General features: G+C 71.3%; 14 protein-coding genes and 1 pseudogene. 5 read left to right on the top strand and 10 right to left on the bottom strand.

Annotated elements, in window-relative coordinates:
• Positions 1-22: 22 nt before the first annotated feature.
• The 10 genes from HZZ10_RS10365 to HZZ10_RS10320 all read right to left on the bottom strand — a co-directional run bounded on the left by HZZ10_RS10365 (position 23) and on the right by HZZ10_RS10320 (position 11,957).
• Positions 23-1,153, bottom strand: coding sequence for a glycosyltransferase family protein (locus tag HZZ10_RS10365; RefSeq protein WP_179913439.1), 1,131 nt, complete (start codon positions 1,151-1,153; stop codon positions 23-25).
• On the bottom strand, positions 1,150-2,301 hold the full coding sequence (locus tag HZZ10_RS10360; RefSeq protein ID WP_179913438.1) for a glycosyltransferase family protein: 1,152 nt from the start codon (positions 2,299-2,301) through the stop codon (positions 1,150-1,152). The genes HZZ10_RS10365 and HZZ10_RS10360 overlap by 4 nt, the downstream gene beginning before the upstream one ends.
• On the bottom strand, positions 2,298-3,476 hold the full coding sequence (locus HZZ10_RS10355) for a glycosyltransferase (protein WP_179913437.1): 1,179 nt from the start codon (positions 3,474-3,476) through the stop codon (positions 2,298-2,300). Before HZZ10_RS10355 ends, HZZ10_RS10360 begins: the two co-directional genes overlap by 4 nt.
• Positions 3,473-4,609 carry a glycosyltransferase gene (locus HZZ10_RS10350; protein WP_179913436.1) on the bottom strand — a complete coding sequence of 379 codons (1,137 nt, stop codon included), beginning with the start codon at positions 4,607-4,609 and terminating at the stop codon, positions 3,473-3,475. Before HZZ10_RS10350 ends, HZZ10_RS10355 begins: the two co-directional genes overlap by 4 nt.
• Positions 4,606-6,090, bottom strand: coding sequence for a glycosyltransferase (locus HZZ10_RS10345; protein ID WP_179913435.1), 1,485 nt, complete (start codon positions 6,088-6,090; stop codon positions 4,606-4,608). Before HZZ10_RS10345 ends, HZZ10_RS10350 begins: the two co-directional genes overlap by 4 nt.
• Positions 6,087-7,895, bottom strand: a complete 1,809-nt coding sequence (locus HZZ10_RS10340; protein ID WP_179913434.1) for an ABC transporter ATP-binding protein — start codon at positions 7,893-7,895, stop codon at positions 6,087-6,089. The genes HZZ10_RS10345 and HZZ10_RS10340 overlap by 4 nt, the downstream gene beginning before the upstream one ends.
• A gap of 130 nt (positions 7,896-8,025) precedes the next feature.
• Positions 8,026-9,219 (bottom strand): glycosyltransferase family 4 protein, encoded by a 1,194-nt coding sequence (locus HZZ10_RS10335; protein WP_308507548.1) that lies wholly within the window; start codon positions 9,217-9,219, stop codon positions 8,026-8,028.
• A gap of 31 nt (positions 9,220-9,250) precedes the next feature.
• Positions 9,251-10,249 (bottom strand): Gfo/Idh/MocA family protein, encoded by a 999-nt coding sequence (locus HZZ10_RS10330; RefSeq protein WP_179913433.1) that lies wholly within the window; start codon positions 10,247-10,249, stop codon positions 9,251-9,253.
• Entirely contained in the window at positions 10,249-11,361 is a 1,113-nt protein-coding gene (locus HZZ10_RS10325; protein ID WP_179913432.1) for a DegT/DnrJ/EryC1/StrS family aminotransferase, read from the bottom strand. Before HZZ10_RS10325 ends, HZZ10_RS10330 begins: the two co-directional genes overlap by 1 nt.
• Entirely contained in the window at positions 11,361-11,957 is a 597-nt protein-coding gene (locus HZZ10_RS10320; protein WP_179913431.1) for an acyltransferase, read from the bottom strand. Before HZZ10_RS10320 ends, HZZ10_RS10325 begins: the two co-directional genes overlap by 1 nt.
• Positions 11,958-12,045: 88 nt before the next feature.
• On the opposite strand from HZZ10_RS10320, the gene HZZ10_RS10315 reads away from it, so the two are divergent.
• The 5 genes and pseudogenes from HZZ10_RS10315 to HZZ10_RS20165 all read left to right on the top strand — a co-directional run bounded on the left by HZZ10_RS10315 (position 12,046) and on the right by HZZ10_RS20165 (position 17,220).
• A complete protein-coding gene (locus tag HZZ10_RS10315; protein WP_179913430.1) occupies positions 12,046-12,756 on the top strand; it encodes a glycosyltransferase family 2 protein in 711 nt (236 codons plus the stop codon).
• 55 nt (positions 12,757-12,811) lie between these two features.
• Positions 12,812-13,258, top strand: a complete 447-nt coding sequence (locus tag HZZ10_RS10310) for a DUF2304 domain-containing protein (protein ID WP_228087386.1) — start codon at positions 12,812-12,814, stop codon at positions 13,256-13,258.
• A gap of 10 nt (positions 13,259-13,268) precedes the next feature.
• Positions 13,269-14,276, top strand: a pseudogene (locus HZZ10_RS10305) (LCP family protein); the annotation flags it as partial.
• A 6-nt stretch (positions 14,277-14,282) separates the two neighbouring features.
• On the top strand, positions 14,283-15,482 hold the full coding sequence (locus HZZ10_RS10300; protein ID WP_308507547.1) for an LCP family protein: 1,200 nt from the start codon (positions 14,283-14,285) through the stop codon (positions 15,480-15,482).
• Between the two features lie 868 nt (positions 15,483-16,350).
• Positions 16,351-17,220 (top strand): LCP family protein, encoded by an 870-nt coding sequence (locus HZZ10_RS20165; RefSeq protein WP_373367328.1) that lies wholly within the window; start codon positions 16,351-16,353, stop codon positions 17,218-17,220.
• The last annotated feature ends 66 nt before the right edge of the window (positions 17,221-17,286 follow it).

Genomic DNA, 17,286 nt, shown 5'->3' with positions numbered 1-17,286 from the left:
CGGAGCTCTCAGAGAGACACTGCTACGAGGGTCCCTGCAGGAGCCTCTCGACGGCGTCGGTCCACCCCTGAGACTGGACCTCGGCCGAGAGCTCCCGCGCACTCGTGGCGGACGCCTGCCGCCACCGCCCCACGGCGGCAGGCGAGAGCCCGTCCAGCACCGCGGCGAACCCCGCCGCGGTGAAGTCAGCCGTCACCGCACCGAAGCCTCGTGCCTCGACCTCGCGAGCCATCTCTGGGCTGGGTCCGACGATCACGCCGAGCCGGGCCTGGACGTAGTCGAAGAACTTGTTCGGCAGAGTCCACTCGTAGTTGACGTTGACCGGCGGGAGCACGAAGACCCCGATGTCGTAGCCGTTGAGCGTCCGCACCAGGTCGCGGTACGGGACAGGGTCGAGCACCCGCACACGCGTCGACCCCGCGCACCGCGCACGGAGCTCGTCGCGGTAGGCCTCGTCGTTGGGCATGAGCAGCAGGTCGAGCGTCACGGGCGTCGTGGACTGCTCGACGCCGTCGATCATCACCTCGAGGTGCCTGTTGCGCTGCGCGTTGCCCGAGTGGACCAGCCTGACGGGCGAACCCACGACACCCGGGGCGAGCTCCGCGTACGGCGCGGCGTTCGTCACGACGCCGACGGGGAACCCGAACTCCCTCGTGTACCGCTCCGCGATGCCCTGCCCGACCGTCGTCACCGACGCCGCCCTCGACACGAACCTCCGGCAGATCCACCGGATGTACGGCGCGACGAACCAGCGCCAGCGCGGCAGCTCGCTGTTCTGCCCGGGGGCGTACTCGTGCAGGTCGGCGTGCACCCCTCGTCGTGGCTCGAGCGACAGGGCGAGCGGGACCGTGTCGACGTCGTCGGCGAGCACAGCGTCGAACTCCCCCACGGGGAGCACGCTGCGTGCGTAGGCGACAGCAGCGTTGCCCCAGTACACGCGCGAGTACTGCCGGGCCAGCAACCACCGCGGGTCTTTGCGCCAGGCCAGCAGGCCGGCCGGGACCTCGTGGTGCTCGACGACCCCCTCGGGTGCCGGGCCGTAGCCGCAGGTCGTCACGTCGTAGCGGTCGGCGAAGAGCCGCACCTGCTTGAGGACGCGCGCGTCGTCGGCGATCGGCGAGAAGGACAGGATGAGCAGGGACGGGCGGCTCATGCGGCACCTCCCTCGACGAGCGCGTCGACAGCACGCTCCCACCCGGCGACCTCGATCTCGGCCGAGAGCTCTCGGGCGCGGGCGTGCGCCGACTCCTTGAGTCCTCGGACCGTCTCGCGGTCGAGGGACGTGAGCACCTCCGTGAGCGACTCGACCGAGAAGTCGGGCGACACGACCCCCACCCCCCACTGCTCGACGCGTCCCGCCATCTCGGGCGACGGCCCTACGACCACCCCGAGCCGCGCCTGCACGTAGTCGAAGAGCTTGTTGGGCAGCGACCACCGGATGTTGAAGTTGACGAAGGGGAACACGGCGAGCCCCACGTCGTAGCGGTTGAGAGTCTCGACCAGCTGCGCGTAGGCGACGGGCTCGTGGAACCTGACGCGCCCGCGAGGGTCGGCGGCGGCGCGCTCGCGCAGCTCGAGCAGGTGCGCGGGGTCGTTCGGCATGAGGAACAGGTCGAGCGTCACGTCGGCCGGTGTCGCGTGCACGGCGTCGACCAGCAGGTCGAGCCGCCTCTTGCGCTGCGCGACACCACTGTGGACGAGCCTGAGCGGGCCCTCCTCAGGTGCTGGCACAGCGCCGGGCTGGAGGTCGTGGAACGGCGCCGCGTTGGTCACGACACCTGGCTCGACGCCGAAGACCCGCCGGTACTCGGCCGCGATGCCGTCGGCCACCGTGGTGACCGACGCCGCACGCGTGACGTACCGGCGGCAGATCCACGCCTTGTACGGCGCGATCCGCTTCTTCCACGCCGCGTTCTCGTCGTGCTGGGCCGGTGCGTACTCGTGCAGGTCGGCGTGCACGCCGTAGGTCGGCGCGAGGCCCACAGCGACGGGGACCGCCTCGACGTCGTTGGCGAGCACGACGTCGAAGCGCCTGCCGCGCAGCGACCGGCGTGCCCACGCGACCGCAGACGTCGACCAGTACGCCCTGCTGTACCAGCGGGCGGTGATGAGCCTGCCGTCGACGTCGGTCGCCGAGAGCCCAGCAGGGACCTCGACATGGTCGACCACGCCCGCAGGAGCCGGCCCGAAGCCGCAGGTCGTCACGTCGTAGCGGTCCTTGAAGAGCTCGACCTGCTTGAGCACCCGGGCGTCCGCGACGATCGGCGAGAAGGACAGGACGAGCAGAGTGGCTCGGGTCACGGTGACTCCGTCCGAGATCGGCGGGTGAGGGAGGCGTAGCGCTCGGAGAGCTCGGCTGCGCTGCTGCGGATGCTGCGGCGTGCCACGGTGAAGTCGCGCGCGGCGCGGGACAGGCGCCGCCGATCGGTGGCCGCCAGACGCAAGATGTCGCCGACGGCACCGGCGAGCGCGTGGGTGTCACGCTCGGGGACGAGAGTCCCCGTCGTCCCGTCGTCGAGCATCTCGGGAGCGCCGCCGCTCGCGTAGACCACGACAGGCACACCGCAGGCCTGGGCCTCGAGCGTCACCAGACCTGCTGCCTCGCGCCACTCACCGTCCTGCTGCGTGGGCAGGACGAACACGTCCGCCCGGCGCATGGCGTCGCGGACGCCGGCGCGGTCTCGCATCCCCTCGAGGGCGATGTGCGGGTGCTCGGCGGCGGCCGCGCGCACGAGAGCCTCCTGAGACCCGGCGCCGACCACCCGGAGCCTGTGCGGGACGCTGCGCGCGAGCTCGACCGACGCCTCGATCGCGTCAGCCACACCCTTGCGCCGCTCGAGAGCTCCGAGGAACAGCACCTCGGGGAGGTCGTCGCGCCCATCGTGGCGCCGTTCGCCGCCGGTCGCCCCGAGAGGCTCGGCGGCGTCGGGGCCGGCCGGGGTGAAGAAGTCGGTGTCGACGCCCTGGTAGTGGACCTCGATCTTCTCGGCCGGATAGCCGCGGCGCACCGCCTCCCCCGCGAGCCACCCGCTCACGGCCAGCAAGGTGGTGGCCCGCTCCCCGCAGGTACGCAGGTTGCGGGCCGTCACCCAGGTCCAGAAGTCTCGGACTGCATCGGACCGGCGGAACACGTCGTAGCCGTGGAGTGTCGCCACGAAGGGCAAGCCCAGGTCGCGGGCGGCGCCGGAGCCCGCGAGGCTCCACGTGCCGAAGTGCTGGTGCACCAGGTCCGGGGCGAAGTCTCGCACCGCGCGGCGCTGGCGGCGCACCGCCGCGAAGGCCGCCGCGCTCCCCCGCAGGCCCGGGACCCCGTAGGGGGTCGAGGTCTCCACGAGCGGCTCGACAGCAGGGTCGTCGACCTCGGCCGAGAGCGCGAACAGCCGCCCGTCGACGTCAGGCATGTGCAGCAGGTGGTTGACCACGAAATAGGTCGGTGGGATCCGCACGGGTCCCGTCGTGACCGCGACCCGCGTCATCGCCAGAACCTGTCGGCGACGTAGTAGCGCAGCGTGCTCTCACGGTCGAGAGCACCGAGCACCCCGGGCGGCAGCAGGCGCGCGACCCGACCCGCGCGTGTGCGGGCCGCCGCAGCGGCGACGAGCGACTGCGGGGTCGAGGCCGGGTCGAGGCAGGCGTCGAGGACCAGCCGGTCCGCGGCCGAGAAGGGGCGCAGCACCCGCGGGGCGACGGCGACGAGGCTGCTCACGACGTCGCGCAGGTAGTCGGCCTCGCCGTCAGCCCAGAGGTCGACCGCGTCGCGCCGCCCGACGTTGTCGAGCACGTGGATGCGCAGCACCTTGATCGCGACAGCACGCTGGTACGCCCGTGGGAGCCTGGCGAACCAGTCACGGGCCAGCAGCGCCGTGTAGGGCGCCAACGACACCGCGAGCGGGCGGACCGTCGTGGTCACGCGCGTCTGGGCGTCGACGCCCACCACGTACGCCGGGTCGTCCCACGCGAGGTCGATACGCTCGGCGAGGTCCCACAGACGCACGGTGAACGCGATGTCTCCGCCCACCTTCATGCCCTCGTCGAGACGCAGCCCGAGGTCGCTGAGCGACTCCCGACGCATGAGCCCGAGCGGGGCCGTGCGGTAGGCCATCCGGTCCTTGACGGCGTCCAGCCGGGTCGTCCGGCGGGGACGGACCCGCGGGGTGTTGATGGGCGCCCCGCCCTGCATCGTCATCCGGGCGAGGACCATCTCGGCGCCCGACTCCTCGGCGCGGGCGCGCCAGGCCAGCAGCGCACCGGGCTCGAAGAAGTCGTCCGAGCCGATGATCGTCACGTAGGGCGCCGTCGCCGCGTCGATCCCCGCGTTGTACGGACCTGACGGGCTGCCGAGACCGTCGCGCACCTCGAGCAGGCGCACGGAGCCACGGAGGTCTTCGGGGAGCACGGCGGCGACCTCGGACGCGTCGAGCTCGTGGCACGCGACAGTGACGCGCAGACGCCCGTCCGGGACGACCTCGTCCCCGGGCAGCGCGAAGACCGACCGGACGGTCCGGGCCACGGGTCTGCTGAGGTCGTGCAGCGCGACGACGACGTCGACGAGCGGGGTCGGTGCTCCCGCAGCGTCGAAGCCCCCGGCCGCCACGAGCCGAGCGGTCACGACCGGCCCGGGCGCTCGAGCGCCGCGACGGCCAGGCGGAGGAGCCCGTCGACCTCGTTCTGCCAGGTAAGGGTCCGGGCAGCGGCCGCCGAGGCCGCGCGGTACGTGCCGGCGTCCGCGATGACGGCGGCGATCGCGTCGGCGGTGGTCTGCGCGTCGTCGATGTCGAAGACCTGACCTGCACCCGTCGCACTCACCACCGAGGCGATGTCCGGCAGGTCCGACGCAGCGACGGGCAGCCCCGCGTGGATCGACTCGAAGAGCTTGTTGGGCAGGCTGAACCGCTGGTTGAGCGTCACGGGGCGGCTGAAGATCACGGAGGCGTCGGCGTCGCGCAAGGTCGCGGGGACCTCGTCCGACGGCACGATGCCGACGAAGTGCACCCTGTCTTCCAGTCCCGCCGCGGCCACCCGGGCGTCGAGCACCGCCCTGTAGGCCTGAGATCCGCGTCCGAGGAGCACGAGGTGCGTCGAGGGGTCGAGCAGCTCGAGAGCGTCGAGGGTCTGCTCGATCCCGCGGTTGATCGTCACGGCACCGCAGTAGGCCACGACCCGCGTATCGGCGCCGAGCCCGGCGAGCTCGCGCAGGCGACCCGTCGCCGCGGGGTCCGAGACCACGGGCGCCGGTCCCACCGGGACGTTCCGCACGAGGGTCGGGGCTGCCGCGAGCCTGAGCTCACGGTGGAGCCAGTCGACGATGCTGCCCGACACCGTCGTCACCCCGGACGCACGCGGGGCGAGCCGCTTCTCGACCCAGGCCTCCCACCGACGAGCCACCGGCCGGGAACCCGTCTTGACACGCGCGGTCCAGATCTCATGCGCGTCGAAGATGTACGGCGTCCCGAGGGATCGACCGGCGAGCCACGCGGGGAGCAGGGTGTCGGCGTCGTTGGCGTGGACGAGGTCTGGGCGCCAGCGCCGCAGAGACCGGACCGCACGCAGCTGGAAGGACCCCAGCCGGACCGTGTAGTGCATCCGCATCCACAGGCCGACCACCCGTGCCTTGAGACCGGCGGGGACGGCGGGCGTCGAGCGCGGCGTGCCGTGGGTCGTCGACCCTGCCGACGGACCGAGGTCACCGTCCTGAGGGTTGCGGGTCTGAGCGGTCGCCTCAGACCGCGCGTCGCTGGTCGTCGGAGCGGTCGGCCCGGCCGTCGCCGATCCTCGGGAGCCTCGACGGAGAGCACCGCGGGCACGCGCCACGACCTGGCGAGCCGTGCTGCCCAACCGTGGCAGCGTGTGGTCGAGCTCGACCAGGGGCAGCCGCTCGACCTCGATCCCGCCGTCGAGCACGGTCAGGCCTGGCTCCATCCCCTCGAAGGTCCCGAAGGCCACGACCCGCACCTGAGCGCCGGCAGCGGCGTAGCTGTACGCCGTCTTGAGCACCCGGGTGTCGACCGAGAAGTCGTTGTAGACGAGCAGCGCGACGCGCGGGGCGCGCCCGTCGACGCTCGGCAGCTGGCGCAGGTTCTCGAGCCTCACAGGATCCCTCCGCCGACCTCTCCGGCCAGCCCGGCGAGAGCCGCCTGGGCTGCGAACTCAGGGACCGCAGCGACGAGCTCGTCGAAGGTCCCCCGGGCGACGATCCGCCCGTCTTTCATGAAGCACACCTGCTGGCTGGTCCGGATCGTCGAGAGCCTGTGGGCGACCGAGATCACCGTGATCTCCCCCGCCAGCTCGGCGATGGCCTGCGACACGTCCGACTCCGTCTTGGTGTCGAGCGCGCTCGTCGCCTCGTCCATGACGAGCACGAGCGGGTCGACGTAGAGCGCCCGCGCGATACCGATGCGCTGGCGCTGCCCTCCCGAGAGCGCCATGCCCCGGTCGCCGATACGCGCGTCGAGACCTCCCTCACGGGCCTCGATCACGTCGAGCAGCTGGGCACGGCGCAGCGCGTCCCGCACCCGCTCGCGGTCGTAGTCCTCGGTCCACGTCAGGGCGACGTTCTGCGCGACGCTCGCGTCGAAGAGCGACACGTCCTGCGGCACGTATCCCACGCGCGAGCGCCAGGCTGCGAGGACGTTCTCGAGCGGCTCGCCGTCGAGCTCGATCTCCCCCTCCGACGGGACGAGCAGACCGAGCAGGATGTCCACGAGGGTCGTCTTGCCCGAGCCTGACGAACCGACGAGGGCGAGCGAGCTGCCCATCGGCAGGGACAGGTCGACCCCGGTGACCGCTGGGGTGCTCGAGCCCGGGTAGGTGAACTGGACACCGCGCAGGTCGAGGCTCAGCGGCTGCTCGGCGATCGGGTCCTTGCCGACCCGCTCGGCGTTCTCGATGTAGGACTTCGACGCGGTGATGTCGTTGATGACAGCCCGGACGTGCGGGATCGTCGAGGCGGTCTGGGTGACCACGGCCTGGAAGGCCGTGAGCGCTGGGACCATGCGGAAACCGGCGACGCCGAAGAAGGCCACAGCACTGATGGCTGCGGCCTCGCCGCCGGTCGCGTAGGTCACCGCTCCGATGAGCAGGAAGCCCCCGACGAGCGCAGCCTCGAGCACGTAGCGCGGGAGCCCGCCGAGGAACGAGAGGTTCGAGCGGGCCCGCGTCGTGTGCAGCCTGTTCGAGTGCACCACCCGAGCCACCTCGGGAGCCTGCCCCCGCAGGGTGATCTCCTTGAGGGCGCCGACCATCTCGGTCATGAGGCTCGCGACCCTGAAGGAGTAGTCCCGGTTGACACGTCCGGCGATCAGCGCACGCTTGGACACCCCGAAGTACAGCGTCCCGGCGATGACGCCGAGGTACAGCAACGTGATCCCGGCGGTGAGCGGCTGGACGATGATGAGCATCGTCAGGACCGCGAGGAAGGTCGTCACGAGCGACGGGAGCGTCGACACCGGGAGCAAGAACCCCGAGGTCGCGTTGGCGATCCCGACGTCGGCGAGCCGGACGAGCTGCGCGGTGTTGCGCTTGAGCCGCTCTGTCCACGGCGCACGGATGTAGGCGTCGAAGAGCTGGTCCCCGATCTCGAGCTCGTAGACGGCGAAGCGACGTGTCGCGACCCACTGGAGCGCTACAGCGACAACTCCCTTGAGCACGATGAGCAACGAGATCGCTGCGAGCACCCAGACGACAGAGTCGCGCTGGATCTCGCCGACCAGGGGCAGCGGGATCCCCGAGCCGTCGGTGTCGACCATCGCCGCGAGGGTGATCGCGAGCAGACCGAGCGCGGCGATGTCGAGGAGCGCGAGAGCGCTCGTGGCGACCACGTAGAACCCCAGGAAGCGTCGCGCCTTCGCCGGCAGCAGAGGCAGCACGTCCTGCAGGGTGCGCCAGATGAGTTTCACTGTGCTGGGGTCCTTCGGGTGAGGGCTGGTGGCCGGGGCTCGCTGTCAGGTGGGACGTCCGGCCGTCGACCAGACGCTGCGACGGAGGCCGTCGAGGCACGGTCGGAGCCCCACCATGGTCACACGCCGCTCAGTCGGGACGGGTCGCAGACCGTACGACGGCGGCTGCGAGGTCGCCGGCCCTCTCGGACGACGCGTTGCTCCGGACCCACTCTCCAAGACGCCGCCGGGTGCCAGCGTCCGGACCTCCCGCGACGAGCATCGCCGTCATCGCCGCAGCAACCTCCTCGACGTCGTACCCGGTGACGGTACCGAGCCGGTTCTCGCTGATGACGGGTCCCGCCGGCCCAGGTCCGGCGTACAGCACAGGGGTCCCGCAGGCGACGGCCGCGAAGACCTTGGTCGGGAAGGCGAAGTCGTAGCCCTGGCCAGGGCGCAGGCTCACGAGCGCACCGTGCGCTCCTCGGAGCCACGCGGCGGCGCCCTCGGGTGGCGCGGCCTCGACGAAGGACACGGCGCCGGTGCTCTCCGGCCCCAGACCGAGCGCCTCGGCTGCCTCTCGCATCGCGGGCCACGCGCTGCCCTGACCGAGGAACACCACACGGGCGTCAGGGACCGTCTGGCGGACGCGGGCGAGGGCGTCGACGAAGATCTCGGCCCCCTGCCACTCCGAGGCGGTCCCGGCGTACAGCAGGTAGGGCGCACCGTCGGCCTGCGGCTCGACGGGCCCGTCCGGGGTGAAGACCTCGGTGTCGATGCCGTTGCGCACCACAGTGATCCGGGAGTCTTCGACGCCGAGCACCCGCAGCCTGTCGGCCACGCCCTCGGACACGGCGACGGTCGCACGGGTACCCCGCAGCGCCCAGCCCTCGAGAGCCGTGAGCAGCCGGACGACCACGCGAGGCGCGCCGGTGCTGGCGGCTGCGTCGGACCAGACGTCCGCCGCGTAGTAGACGTAGGGGACGCGGCGCAGCGCGCAGACCGCGCGCACGACGACGCCTGTCGTGGGCGGCGGCTCGCTCACCACGACGTCAGGGCGTCGCGCGACGAGCAGGCGCAGGACCAGCGGCAGGTCGAAGCTCATGTACTGCACGTAGCCGCGCACCACACCTGAGGCATCACGCAGCACGGGCCAGCGAGACAGCGTGACGCCGTCGGGCAGGTCGACCCCTGGGCCCGAGGGCGCGGACCGCGCCACGGCGTCGGTGGGCCGGACCGTCAGGACCGAGACCGTCGCCCCGAGACGGCGCAGCGCTCCGGTCAGCGCCCACAGCCGGAACGACGCCGCCGCCGGCTCGGGAGCGAAGATCCTGCTCGCGAGCACGACGTGCGGACGTCGTCTGTCTGTGTGCCGTCTACCCAAGGTCGATGCTCTGCCCAGTGCGGGCCGACTCGACCATCGCCTCGGCGACACGCAGGGTCTGGAGGCCTTCTTCGAGCGTGACGACGTCCTGTCGGATGCCCAGGACGGCATCCCGGAAAGCCTCGTGCTCCACACGCAGCGGCTCACGCTTGTGCAGCGCGAAGCGCACGACGTCCCCCTCGGAGACACCGCGGAACGCCGCGATCGAGTCCCAGGCCGTGGCGATGGTGCCGTTGGCGTAGAAGGTCAGGTCGGCGCTGCCGGTGTCCACGACGAAGGCGCCGCGCTCACCGGTGACCACGGTGACCCGCTCCTTCATCGGGGAGAGCCAGTTGACCGTGTGGTTGACGATCACACCGTTGGCCAGGCGCCCTGTCGCGAGCACCATGTCCTCGAACTCGCGTCCGCTGCGGTGAGCGGTCTGGGCCGAGATCGACGCGTAGGTGCTCTGCGCGACCCAGGCGGTGAGGTCGATGTCGTGCGTGGCGAGGTCCTTGACGACGCCCACGTCGGCGATGCGGGCAGGGAACGGGCCCTGACGGCGGGTGACGATCTGGTAGATCGCCCCGAGCTCGCCCGCAGCGAGCCGCTTGCGGAGCTCCTGGAGCGCGGGGTTGAAGCGTTCGATGTGCCCGACGGCACCGACCAGCCCTGCCGAGACGAAGGCGTCGACGATCCGCTGCCCGGCCTCCCCGGTGCTGGCGATCGGCTTCTCGATGAGCGTGTGCACACCCGCCGCGGCGAGCGCCAGGGCGATGTCCTCGTGGTAGACCGTCGGCACGGCCACGACAGCCGTGTCGATGCCCGCCGCGATCAGCGACTGGATGTGGGGCAGCACCTCGAGGCCGCCGGCCACGCCGTGCGGGTCGCCCGCCGGGTCGGCGACAGCGACGAGGTCGACGCCCTCGGTCTCGCGCAGCACACGGGCGTGGTGACGCCCCATCGCGCCCAGGCCGATGAGCCCTGCGCGCAGCGTGCGCTGTGCGCTCATCAGGAGCCCGCCTTGACCGTCGCGGTGACCGCGGCGACGACGCGCTCGAGGTCTGCGTCCGTCAACGAAGGGTGCACGGGGAGCGAGATGACCTGCTGGGCCGCCTCTTCGGTCTGCGGCAGGTCGAGCCCGGGCGCGAAGTGCGCGAGGGAGGGGAGGCGGTGGTTGGGGATCGGGTAGTAGACGCCCGAGCCGACCTGGTGCTCCTCGCGCAGCGCGGTGACGATGCGGTCGCGGTCCTCTGCGACGCGGATCGTGTACTGGTGGTAGACGTGCACGGCACCCTCGCGGACCGTCGGCACGGTGACCCCCTCGAGCCCGGCGAGACCGGCGTCGAGGTGCGCGGCGTTGGCCTGGCGCTGAGCCGTCCAGCCCTCGACCTTGGTCAGCTGGACGCGGCCGATCGCCGCGTGCAGGTCGGTCATGCGTGCGTTGAACCCGACGACCTCGTTCGCGTACTGCGTCTCCATGCCCTGGTTGCGCAGCAGGCGGACGTTCCGCGCGATCTCGTCGCTCGCGCACGAGACCATGCCACCCTCGCCCGAGGTCATGTTCTTGGTCGGGTACAGGCTGAACATCGCGAAGTCGCCGAAGGCGCCCACGGGCGTCCCGTGCAGCTGCGCACCGTGCGCCTGGGCCGCGTCCTCGTACAGCGCGATGCCGTGCTCGTCCGCGATCACGCGCAGCTCGTCCATCGCGGCCGGGTGCCCGTAGAGGTGCACGGGCATGATCGCCTTGGTGCGCTCCGTGATCGACGCGCGCACCGAGGCGGGGTCGAGGCAGAAGGAGACCGGGTCGATGTCCGCGAACACCGGGGTCGCTCCGGTCAGCGCGACAGAGTTGCCCGTCGCGGCGAAGGTGAAGGACGGGACGATGACCTCGTCGCCCGGGCCGACCCCTGCGGCGAGAAGGCCGAGGTGGAGTCCGGAGGTGCCGGAGTTGACGGCGACGCACTGGCGTCCGCCCACGAGCCTGTCGGCGAACTCCACCTCGAAGGCCTTGACCTCGGGGCCCTGGGCGACCATGCCCGAGAGCAGCACACGGTCGACCGCGGCCCGCTCGTCGTCCCCGATGATCGGCTTTGCTGCTGGGATGAACTGAAGGCTCACCATCACACGACCTCTCTCAATGTCTCGTCCTCGACAGCCTGGTACACACGTCCGGTGACGGGGCAGGACCATCGTCCGTCGCCGTCCTCGACCAGGGGGTGGCCGGCGTGCCCGACCCAGCCGCGCCGCTTGGCAGGGACACCCGCCACGATCGCGAAGTCGGGGACGTCCCGCGTCACGACGGCTCCGGCGGCCACCGTAGCCCACGCGCCGATGCGCAGCGGGGCGACGCAGACGGCCCGGGCCCCGATGGACGCACCCGTCCCGACGTCAACGCCGACGGCGTGCCAGTCCGACGTGTCCTTGATGGAACCGTCAGGGTTGACGGCCCGGGGGTACTGGTCGTTCGTCAGGACTGCGGCCGGGCCGACGAACACACCGTCTGCCAGCGTCGCAGGCTCGTAGACCAGCGCGTAGTTCTGGATCTTGCAGTCGGAGCCCACCTGGACCCCGGAACCGATGTACGCACCACGTCCGACGACGCACCGTTCTCCGAGGACGACACCGTCACGCACCTGTGCGAGGTGCCAGACCTGCGAACCGTCTCCGATCACCGCCGTCTCGTCGACGTCTGCGGTAGCCAGGATCTTGGTCGCCATACATAGTCCCCGTCTGTCCAGGAATGGAGCGCGAGTGCTGTTCACGCGCGTCGTGAGCCTATCGGAGATCGGGTGGGAGACTGGTGCCATGCAGGAAGCCCCCGCGGACCTCGTCGCGCCAGTCCTCCGTCGCTACGAGGACGCATGGCTCGTCATCCCCCTCTACAACGAGGCCACCGTCGTCGCCGACGTCGTCGCCGGGGCACTGCCGACCTTCCCGAACATCGTCTGCGTCGACGACGGGAGCACCGACGGCTCCGCGGCTGCGGCGCGCGCGGCAGGCGCGACGGTCCTCAGCCACGCAGTCAACCTCGGGCAGGGGGCCGCGTTGCAGACCGGCATCTCCTTCGTCTGCCAGCAGCCCGGCGTCCGCGCGCTGGTCACCTTCGACGCCGACGGTCAGCACCAGGTGCAGGACGCCGCAGACATGGTCGACCTCATCGCCTCGGGCGAGACCGCGATCGTCTTCGGTTCCAGGTTCCTCGACGGACGGACGAAGCCGGGTCTGGTCAAGAAGGTCGTGCTGACCTTCGCGGTGTGGTTCACCAAGCAGAGCACCGGCATGCGGTTGACCGACGCGCACAACGGGCTGCGGGCCATGCGGGTCGACGCGGCGAAGAAGGTCGACCTCCGTCAGGACCGCATGGCCCACGCGAGCGAGATCGTGCTGCAGCTGGGACGGACCGGCCTCCCATGGCGCGAGCATCCCGTCCACGTCCTGTACACCGACTACTCGCGCGGGAAGGGGCAGTCGATCTGGAACTCGGTCAACATCCTCGTCGACCTCCTCTTCAAGTAGAGGCCCCCGAACCCCGCACGGACCTGCACCCTCCCGACCCGACCGAAGGAGTCTCATGGGCGGACAATCGATGCTCATCCAGCTGATCCTGCTGCTCTCCGTAGGAGTGGTCGCGGCTCTGCTCACCCGCTCGACCGCTGGCGCGCGCCACCAGGCGATCCGCCGGCTGGCCCTGCTGGCATTCGTCCTCGCCGCCGTGCTGTCGATCGTGTTCCCCGTGTGGCTCTCGAGAGCCGCGAACCTCGTCGGCGTCGGGCGAGGGACCGACCTCCTGCTCTACGGCCTGGTCATCGCCTTCCTCAGCTACATCGCGACCAGCCATCGACGGATGAACCAGATGTCGCGGAGCATCACGTTGCTCACCCGTGAGCTGACCCTGTCCGAGGCCCGCGCCGAGCACCTCGGCGACCACGGCTGCACCTCCGCACCAGGCGAGCCTCCCTCTTCGACCTCACCTTCACCCGCGTCCGCATCCTCCTCCACGCCACCTCCACCGTCCTGACCCCAGGACTCCGGTGACCTTCCTCGTCATCGCCTCCGACGACCGCAGCGGAGAGAACGCCGCGCTCGGGGGCGAGAGTCCCGGCATGCGCTCGGACACGACGATGCTCGTCCACCTGTCCGGCGACAGGACCCGCGTCGACGTCGTGTCGATACCGCGCGACACGCTCGTCGACGTCCCCGCCTGCCCGACCACCCACGGCGAGATCCCCGCCAGGTCGGGCGTCATGTTCAACAGTGCCTTCGCCTTCGGATGGGACCGAGGACAAGACCTCGAGTCCGCCGCGGCGTGCACGGTCCGTGCGGCCGAGGCCGTCTCCGGGGTCCGGATGGACGGGTTCGTCGTCGTCGACTTCGCGGGCTTCGTCGCGATGGTCGACGCCCTCGAGGGCGTGCCGATCACCCTCGACCAGGCCATCGACGCACCCGAGGCCGACCTGCTCCTCCCTGCCGGCCCTCAGGTGCTCGACGGCCGCCAGGCCCTGGGCCTCGCCCGCGCTCGTTCAGGTGCGGGTCTCGACGGCTCCGACCTCCGGCGTATCGACCGGCAGCACGATCTCGTCGACGCGATGACCGCGCGGCTCGTCGAGCAGGACCTCCTGACAGACGCACCACGGCTGCTGAGGTTCCTCGACGCCGCGACGTCGTCGCTGTCCGCGAGCCCCGGGCTCAGCTCCCTGCAGGACCTCGCAGGTATCGCGATGTCGCTCAACGAGGTCGCGGCAGACGACGTCGTCGTCCTGACGCCTGAGGTGGCCCGTGCGCCCAGCAACAAGAACCGGGTCGTCTTCACAGGGGGCCGCCGACGCCGTCTGGGACCGTCTCCGGCTAGACCTGCCTGTCGACGGACGGGCCGGGTGAAAGTGGTCGCGCCTGGTACCGACCCTCCTCGATCAGCCCTGGACCAGGCCTCCGCTCCCGTATTCTCTGGCTCAGCCGTGGGGAAGCTGTCTCCACAATCCCTCCACCCACCTGACGCTGGGGCTTCCCCGGCCCCGACACGGTGCCCCCTAGGATGACTGATCGTGACCTCATCTGATGCGCCCGAGCGCGCGACCCGACGCAGCCAGCAGCACGTCTCGCGCGTCCAGCCCGCGCACGCGGTGTCGTTCCGGCGCCACAGGGTCGCGAAGGTTGTCGCCCTCACCCTCACCGGAGTCTTCGCCTTCGCCGCGACGGCCGCCGGAACGGTCTACTACAAGATGCAGAACAACATCACGCAGGTCGACACGGAAGACCTCCTCGCGGAGGCCGAGCGCCCGGCACCCCCGACCCCGGACCCTGACGACCCGTACGCCAACGCGCCCGTCAACATCCTGCTGATCGGCTCGGACGACCGCAGCGGCGAGAACGCGAGCCTCGGGGGTGAGGCGCCAGGGATGCGGTCCGACACGACCATGATCCTGCACATCTCTGGTGACCGGACCCGCGTGGAGGTCATCTCGATCCCCCGCGACACCCTCGTCGACACCCCCGAGTGCCAGACGACGAACGGCACGGTACCCGCCCAGCGCGGGGCCATGTTTAACAGCGCCTTCGCCTACGGGTGGGACAAGGGCCAGGATCTCGCCTCCGCGGCCACCTGCACGATCCTCACCGTCGAGAAGTTCTCCGGCACGTTCATCGACGGGTTCGTCGTGGTGGACTTCGCGGGGTTCGTCTCGATGGTCGACGCTCTCGGCGGGGTGCCCATCACCATCGACGAGCCGATCGACGCCCCGCAGGCCGACCTCGTGCTCGAGGCCGGACCGCAGACCCTCAACGGGACCCAGGCTCTCGGTCTGGCGCGTGCACGCAAGGGCGCAGGGCTGGACGGCTCCGACCTCAAGCGCATCGAGCGTCAGCAAGACCTGCTGACTGCGATGTCAGCTGCGGTCCTGGGGCAGAACCTGCTCACGGACACGCCCAAGCTGCTCCAGTTCCTCAACGCCGCGACGTCGTCGCTCTCCGCGAGCCCGGAGTTCAGCTCGCTCCAGAACCTCGCTGGTCTGGCGCTGTCGCTCAAGGGCGTGAACATGGACAACATCACCTTCATGACGCCGCCGCTCGCCGACGCACCGACGAACAAGAACCGCGTGATCTTCACCTCGGGTGCCGAGGACGTCTGGGAGCGCCTGCGCAACGACCAGCCGATCGAAGACCCCGACCCGACCGAGGCTCCGGTCGAGGAGGGTACCGATGTCGTCCTGGACGGCACAGCCGACCAGGCGGTGCCCGCACCGTGACGGCGGACGTGCTCGCCCGCAGGACCGGCGTGCCGCTCCACCGCCGACACGGCCGCACTGACGCGCGCCGCACACATGCTCGTGGTTCCATGAGCACGACTCCCCTCGCCGGGCACGACGGGCGCGCTGCTGGCCCGTCCGCCCTCCGGAACCTCTGACCTGGAACCGCATGTCACCCGACCCCACGCCCAGGCGCACACCGCCGCCGAGCTTCACACCGCAGTCCGGACGCCCCACGCGCCCGTCGGTCCGTGACGCCGCGATCGAGGTCCCGGACTCCGGCGAGCAGCCGCTCTCCCCAGCGCCCGTGGCGCCGCGGGCACCACTGAGCACCAACGCGCCGCGCCCCGGGGCCTCGGGCCGGGTTCCCGCGCGGGTGCCGCGCCCGCCAGAGCCGTCGTCCCCGTCGCGCCCTGCGACCATCCCGCCGGCGCGCCCCACGAGCCGACCCGCCCGTGACGCCGACGGCGCAGGGGTGGCCGCCGCGAGCCGGACCCCCACGAGCGGCACGGGCACACCCGTCTCCTACGCCCCGGCATCCCGCACGGCCCGACCCGGGGCGACCGGTGCCGCACGCACCAGCTCTCCCCAGCTCCCTGCGGTGGCCCGGAAGGTCTCGTCCTCGGCTCAGGCAGGGTCCCGGCCCGCGTCAGCACGCCCCGGCTCCGCTCGACCGACGACCACCCCGGCGCGGCACCCGGCCCCCGGCGGCAGACCTCCCGGCGGCCGTCCCCCGGGTGCCACCCCTCCAGGTGCGGCTCCTCTCGGGGCCGCGAAGCGCGGCGGCACCCGACCGCGCTGGCGGCGGATCATCCCCCTCGCCCTCGCGCTCCTCCTGATCCTGGTGATCGCCTGGCCTGTCGGCCTGATGATCTGGGCCAACGGCAAGATCAGCCACGTCGAGGCCCTCTCGGGCGCGGCGAACACCCCCGGCACCACCTACCTGCTCGCAGGGTCCGACTCGCGGGCCGACGGCGGTGTGTACGACGACGGCACCGAGGGCGCCCGCACCGACACGATCATGGTCCTGCACGTCCCGGACTCCGGCCCGTCGGCGCTCATCAGCCTGCCGCGCGACTCCTACGCCGAGATCCCCGGTTTCTCACCCAGCAAGCTCAACTCGGCGTACTCGTGGGGCGGGGCTCCCCTGCTCGTCCAGACCGTCGAGGGCATGACGGGGCTGACGATCGACCACTACGTCGAGGTCGGGCTCGCCGGCATCGAGCAGATCGTCGACGCCGTCGGTGGCGTCGAGCTCTGCCTGGACTACGACGTGGACGACCCCAAGAGCGAGCTCGTCTGGGCCGCCGGGTGCCACGTCGCCGACGGCAAGACCGCGATCGCGTTCTCGCGGATGCGCTACTCAGACCCGCAGGGCGACATCGGACGCGCCGAGCGCCAGCGCCAGCTCATCTCTGCGGTGAGCGCCAAGCTCCAGGACAAGTCGATCGTCGTGAAGCCGACCATGCAGACCGCGCTGATCGACGCCGGACTCGGGGCTGTCACCGTCGACGACGGGACGGGGATCATCGACATCGGCAAGCTCGCGCTCGCCTTCCGGAGCGCGAACGGGGCCGACGGCATCACCGGGACCCCGCCGATCTCGACGATCGACTACCGTCCCGGCAACGTGGGTTCGACGGTGCTGCTCGACCCAGACCTCAGCCCGCAGTTCTGGAAGGACATCCAGGACGGGACGCTGCCGCCAGGTCCCGTCGGCGGCATGCCACAGTCCTGAGCACCGACACGTCGCACGACGCGTCAGCGGGCCCGGTCCGGGTCGACCTCGGACCAGGCCCGCTCG

The organism is Sanguibacter inulinus (assembly GCF_013415325.1).
GTDB classification, from domain to species: domain Bacteria; phylum Actinomycetota; class Actinomycetes; order Actinomycetales; family Cellulomonadaceae; genus Sanguibacter; species Sanguibacter inulinus.
This window is presented reverse-complemented; position numbering and strand designations above follow the sequence as displayed.

Excerpts from the sequence above, each read along its gene's own strand:
- HZZ10_RS10315 (WP_179913430.1), top strand. The coding sequence starts at position 12,046 with ATGCAGGAAGCCCCCGCGGACCTCGTCGCGCCAGTCCTCCGTCGCTAC.
- HZZ10_RS10320 (WP_179913431.1), bottom strand. The coding sequence starts at position 11,957 with ATGGCGACCAAGATCCTGGCTACCGCAGACGTCGACGAGACGGCGGTG.
- HZZ10_RS10365 (WP_179913439.1), bottom strand. The coding sequence starts at position 1,153 with ATGAGCCGCCCGTCCCTGCTCATCCTGTCCTTCTCGCCGATCGCCGAC.
- HZZ10_RS10310 (WP_228087386.1), top strand. The coding sequence starts at position 12,812 with ATGGGCGGACAATCGATGCTCATCCAGCTGATCCTGCTGCTCTCCGTA.
- HZZ10_RS10330 (WP_179913433.1), bottom strand. The coding sequence starts at position 10,249 with ATGAGCGCACAGCGCACGCTGCGCGCAGGGCTCATCGGCCTGGGCGCG.
- HZZ10_RS20165 (WP_373367328.1), top strand. The coding sequence starts at position 16,351 with ATGATCTGGGCCAACGGCAAGATCAGCCACGTCGAGGCCCTCTCGGGC.
- HZZ10_RS10355 (WP_179913437.1), bottom strand. The coding sequence starts at position 3,476 with ATGACGCGGGTCGCGGTCACGACGGGACCCGTGCGGATCCCACCGACC.
- HZZ10_RS10325 (WP_179913432.1), bottom strand. The coding sequence starts at position 11,361 with ATGGTGAGCCTTCAGTTCATCCCAGCAGCAAAGCCGATCATCGGGGAC.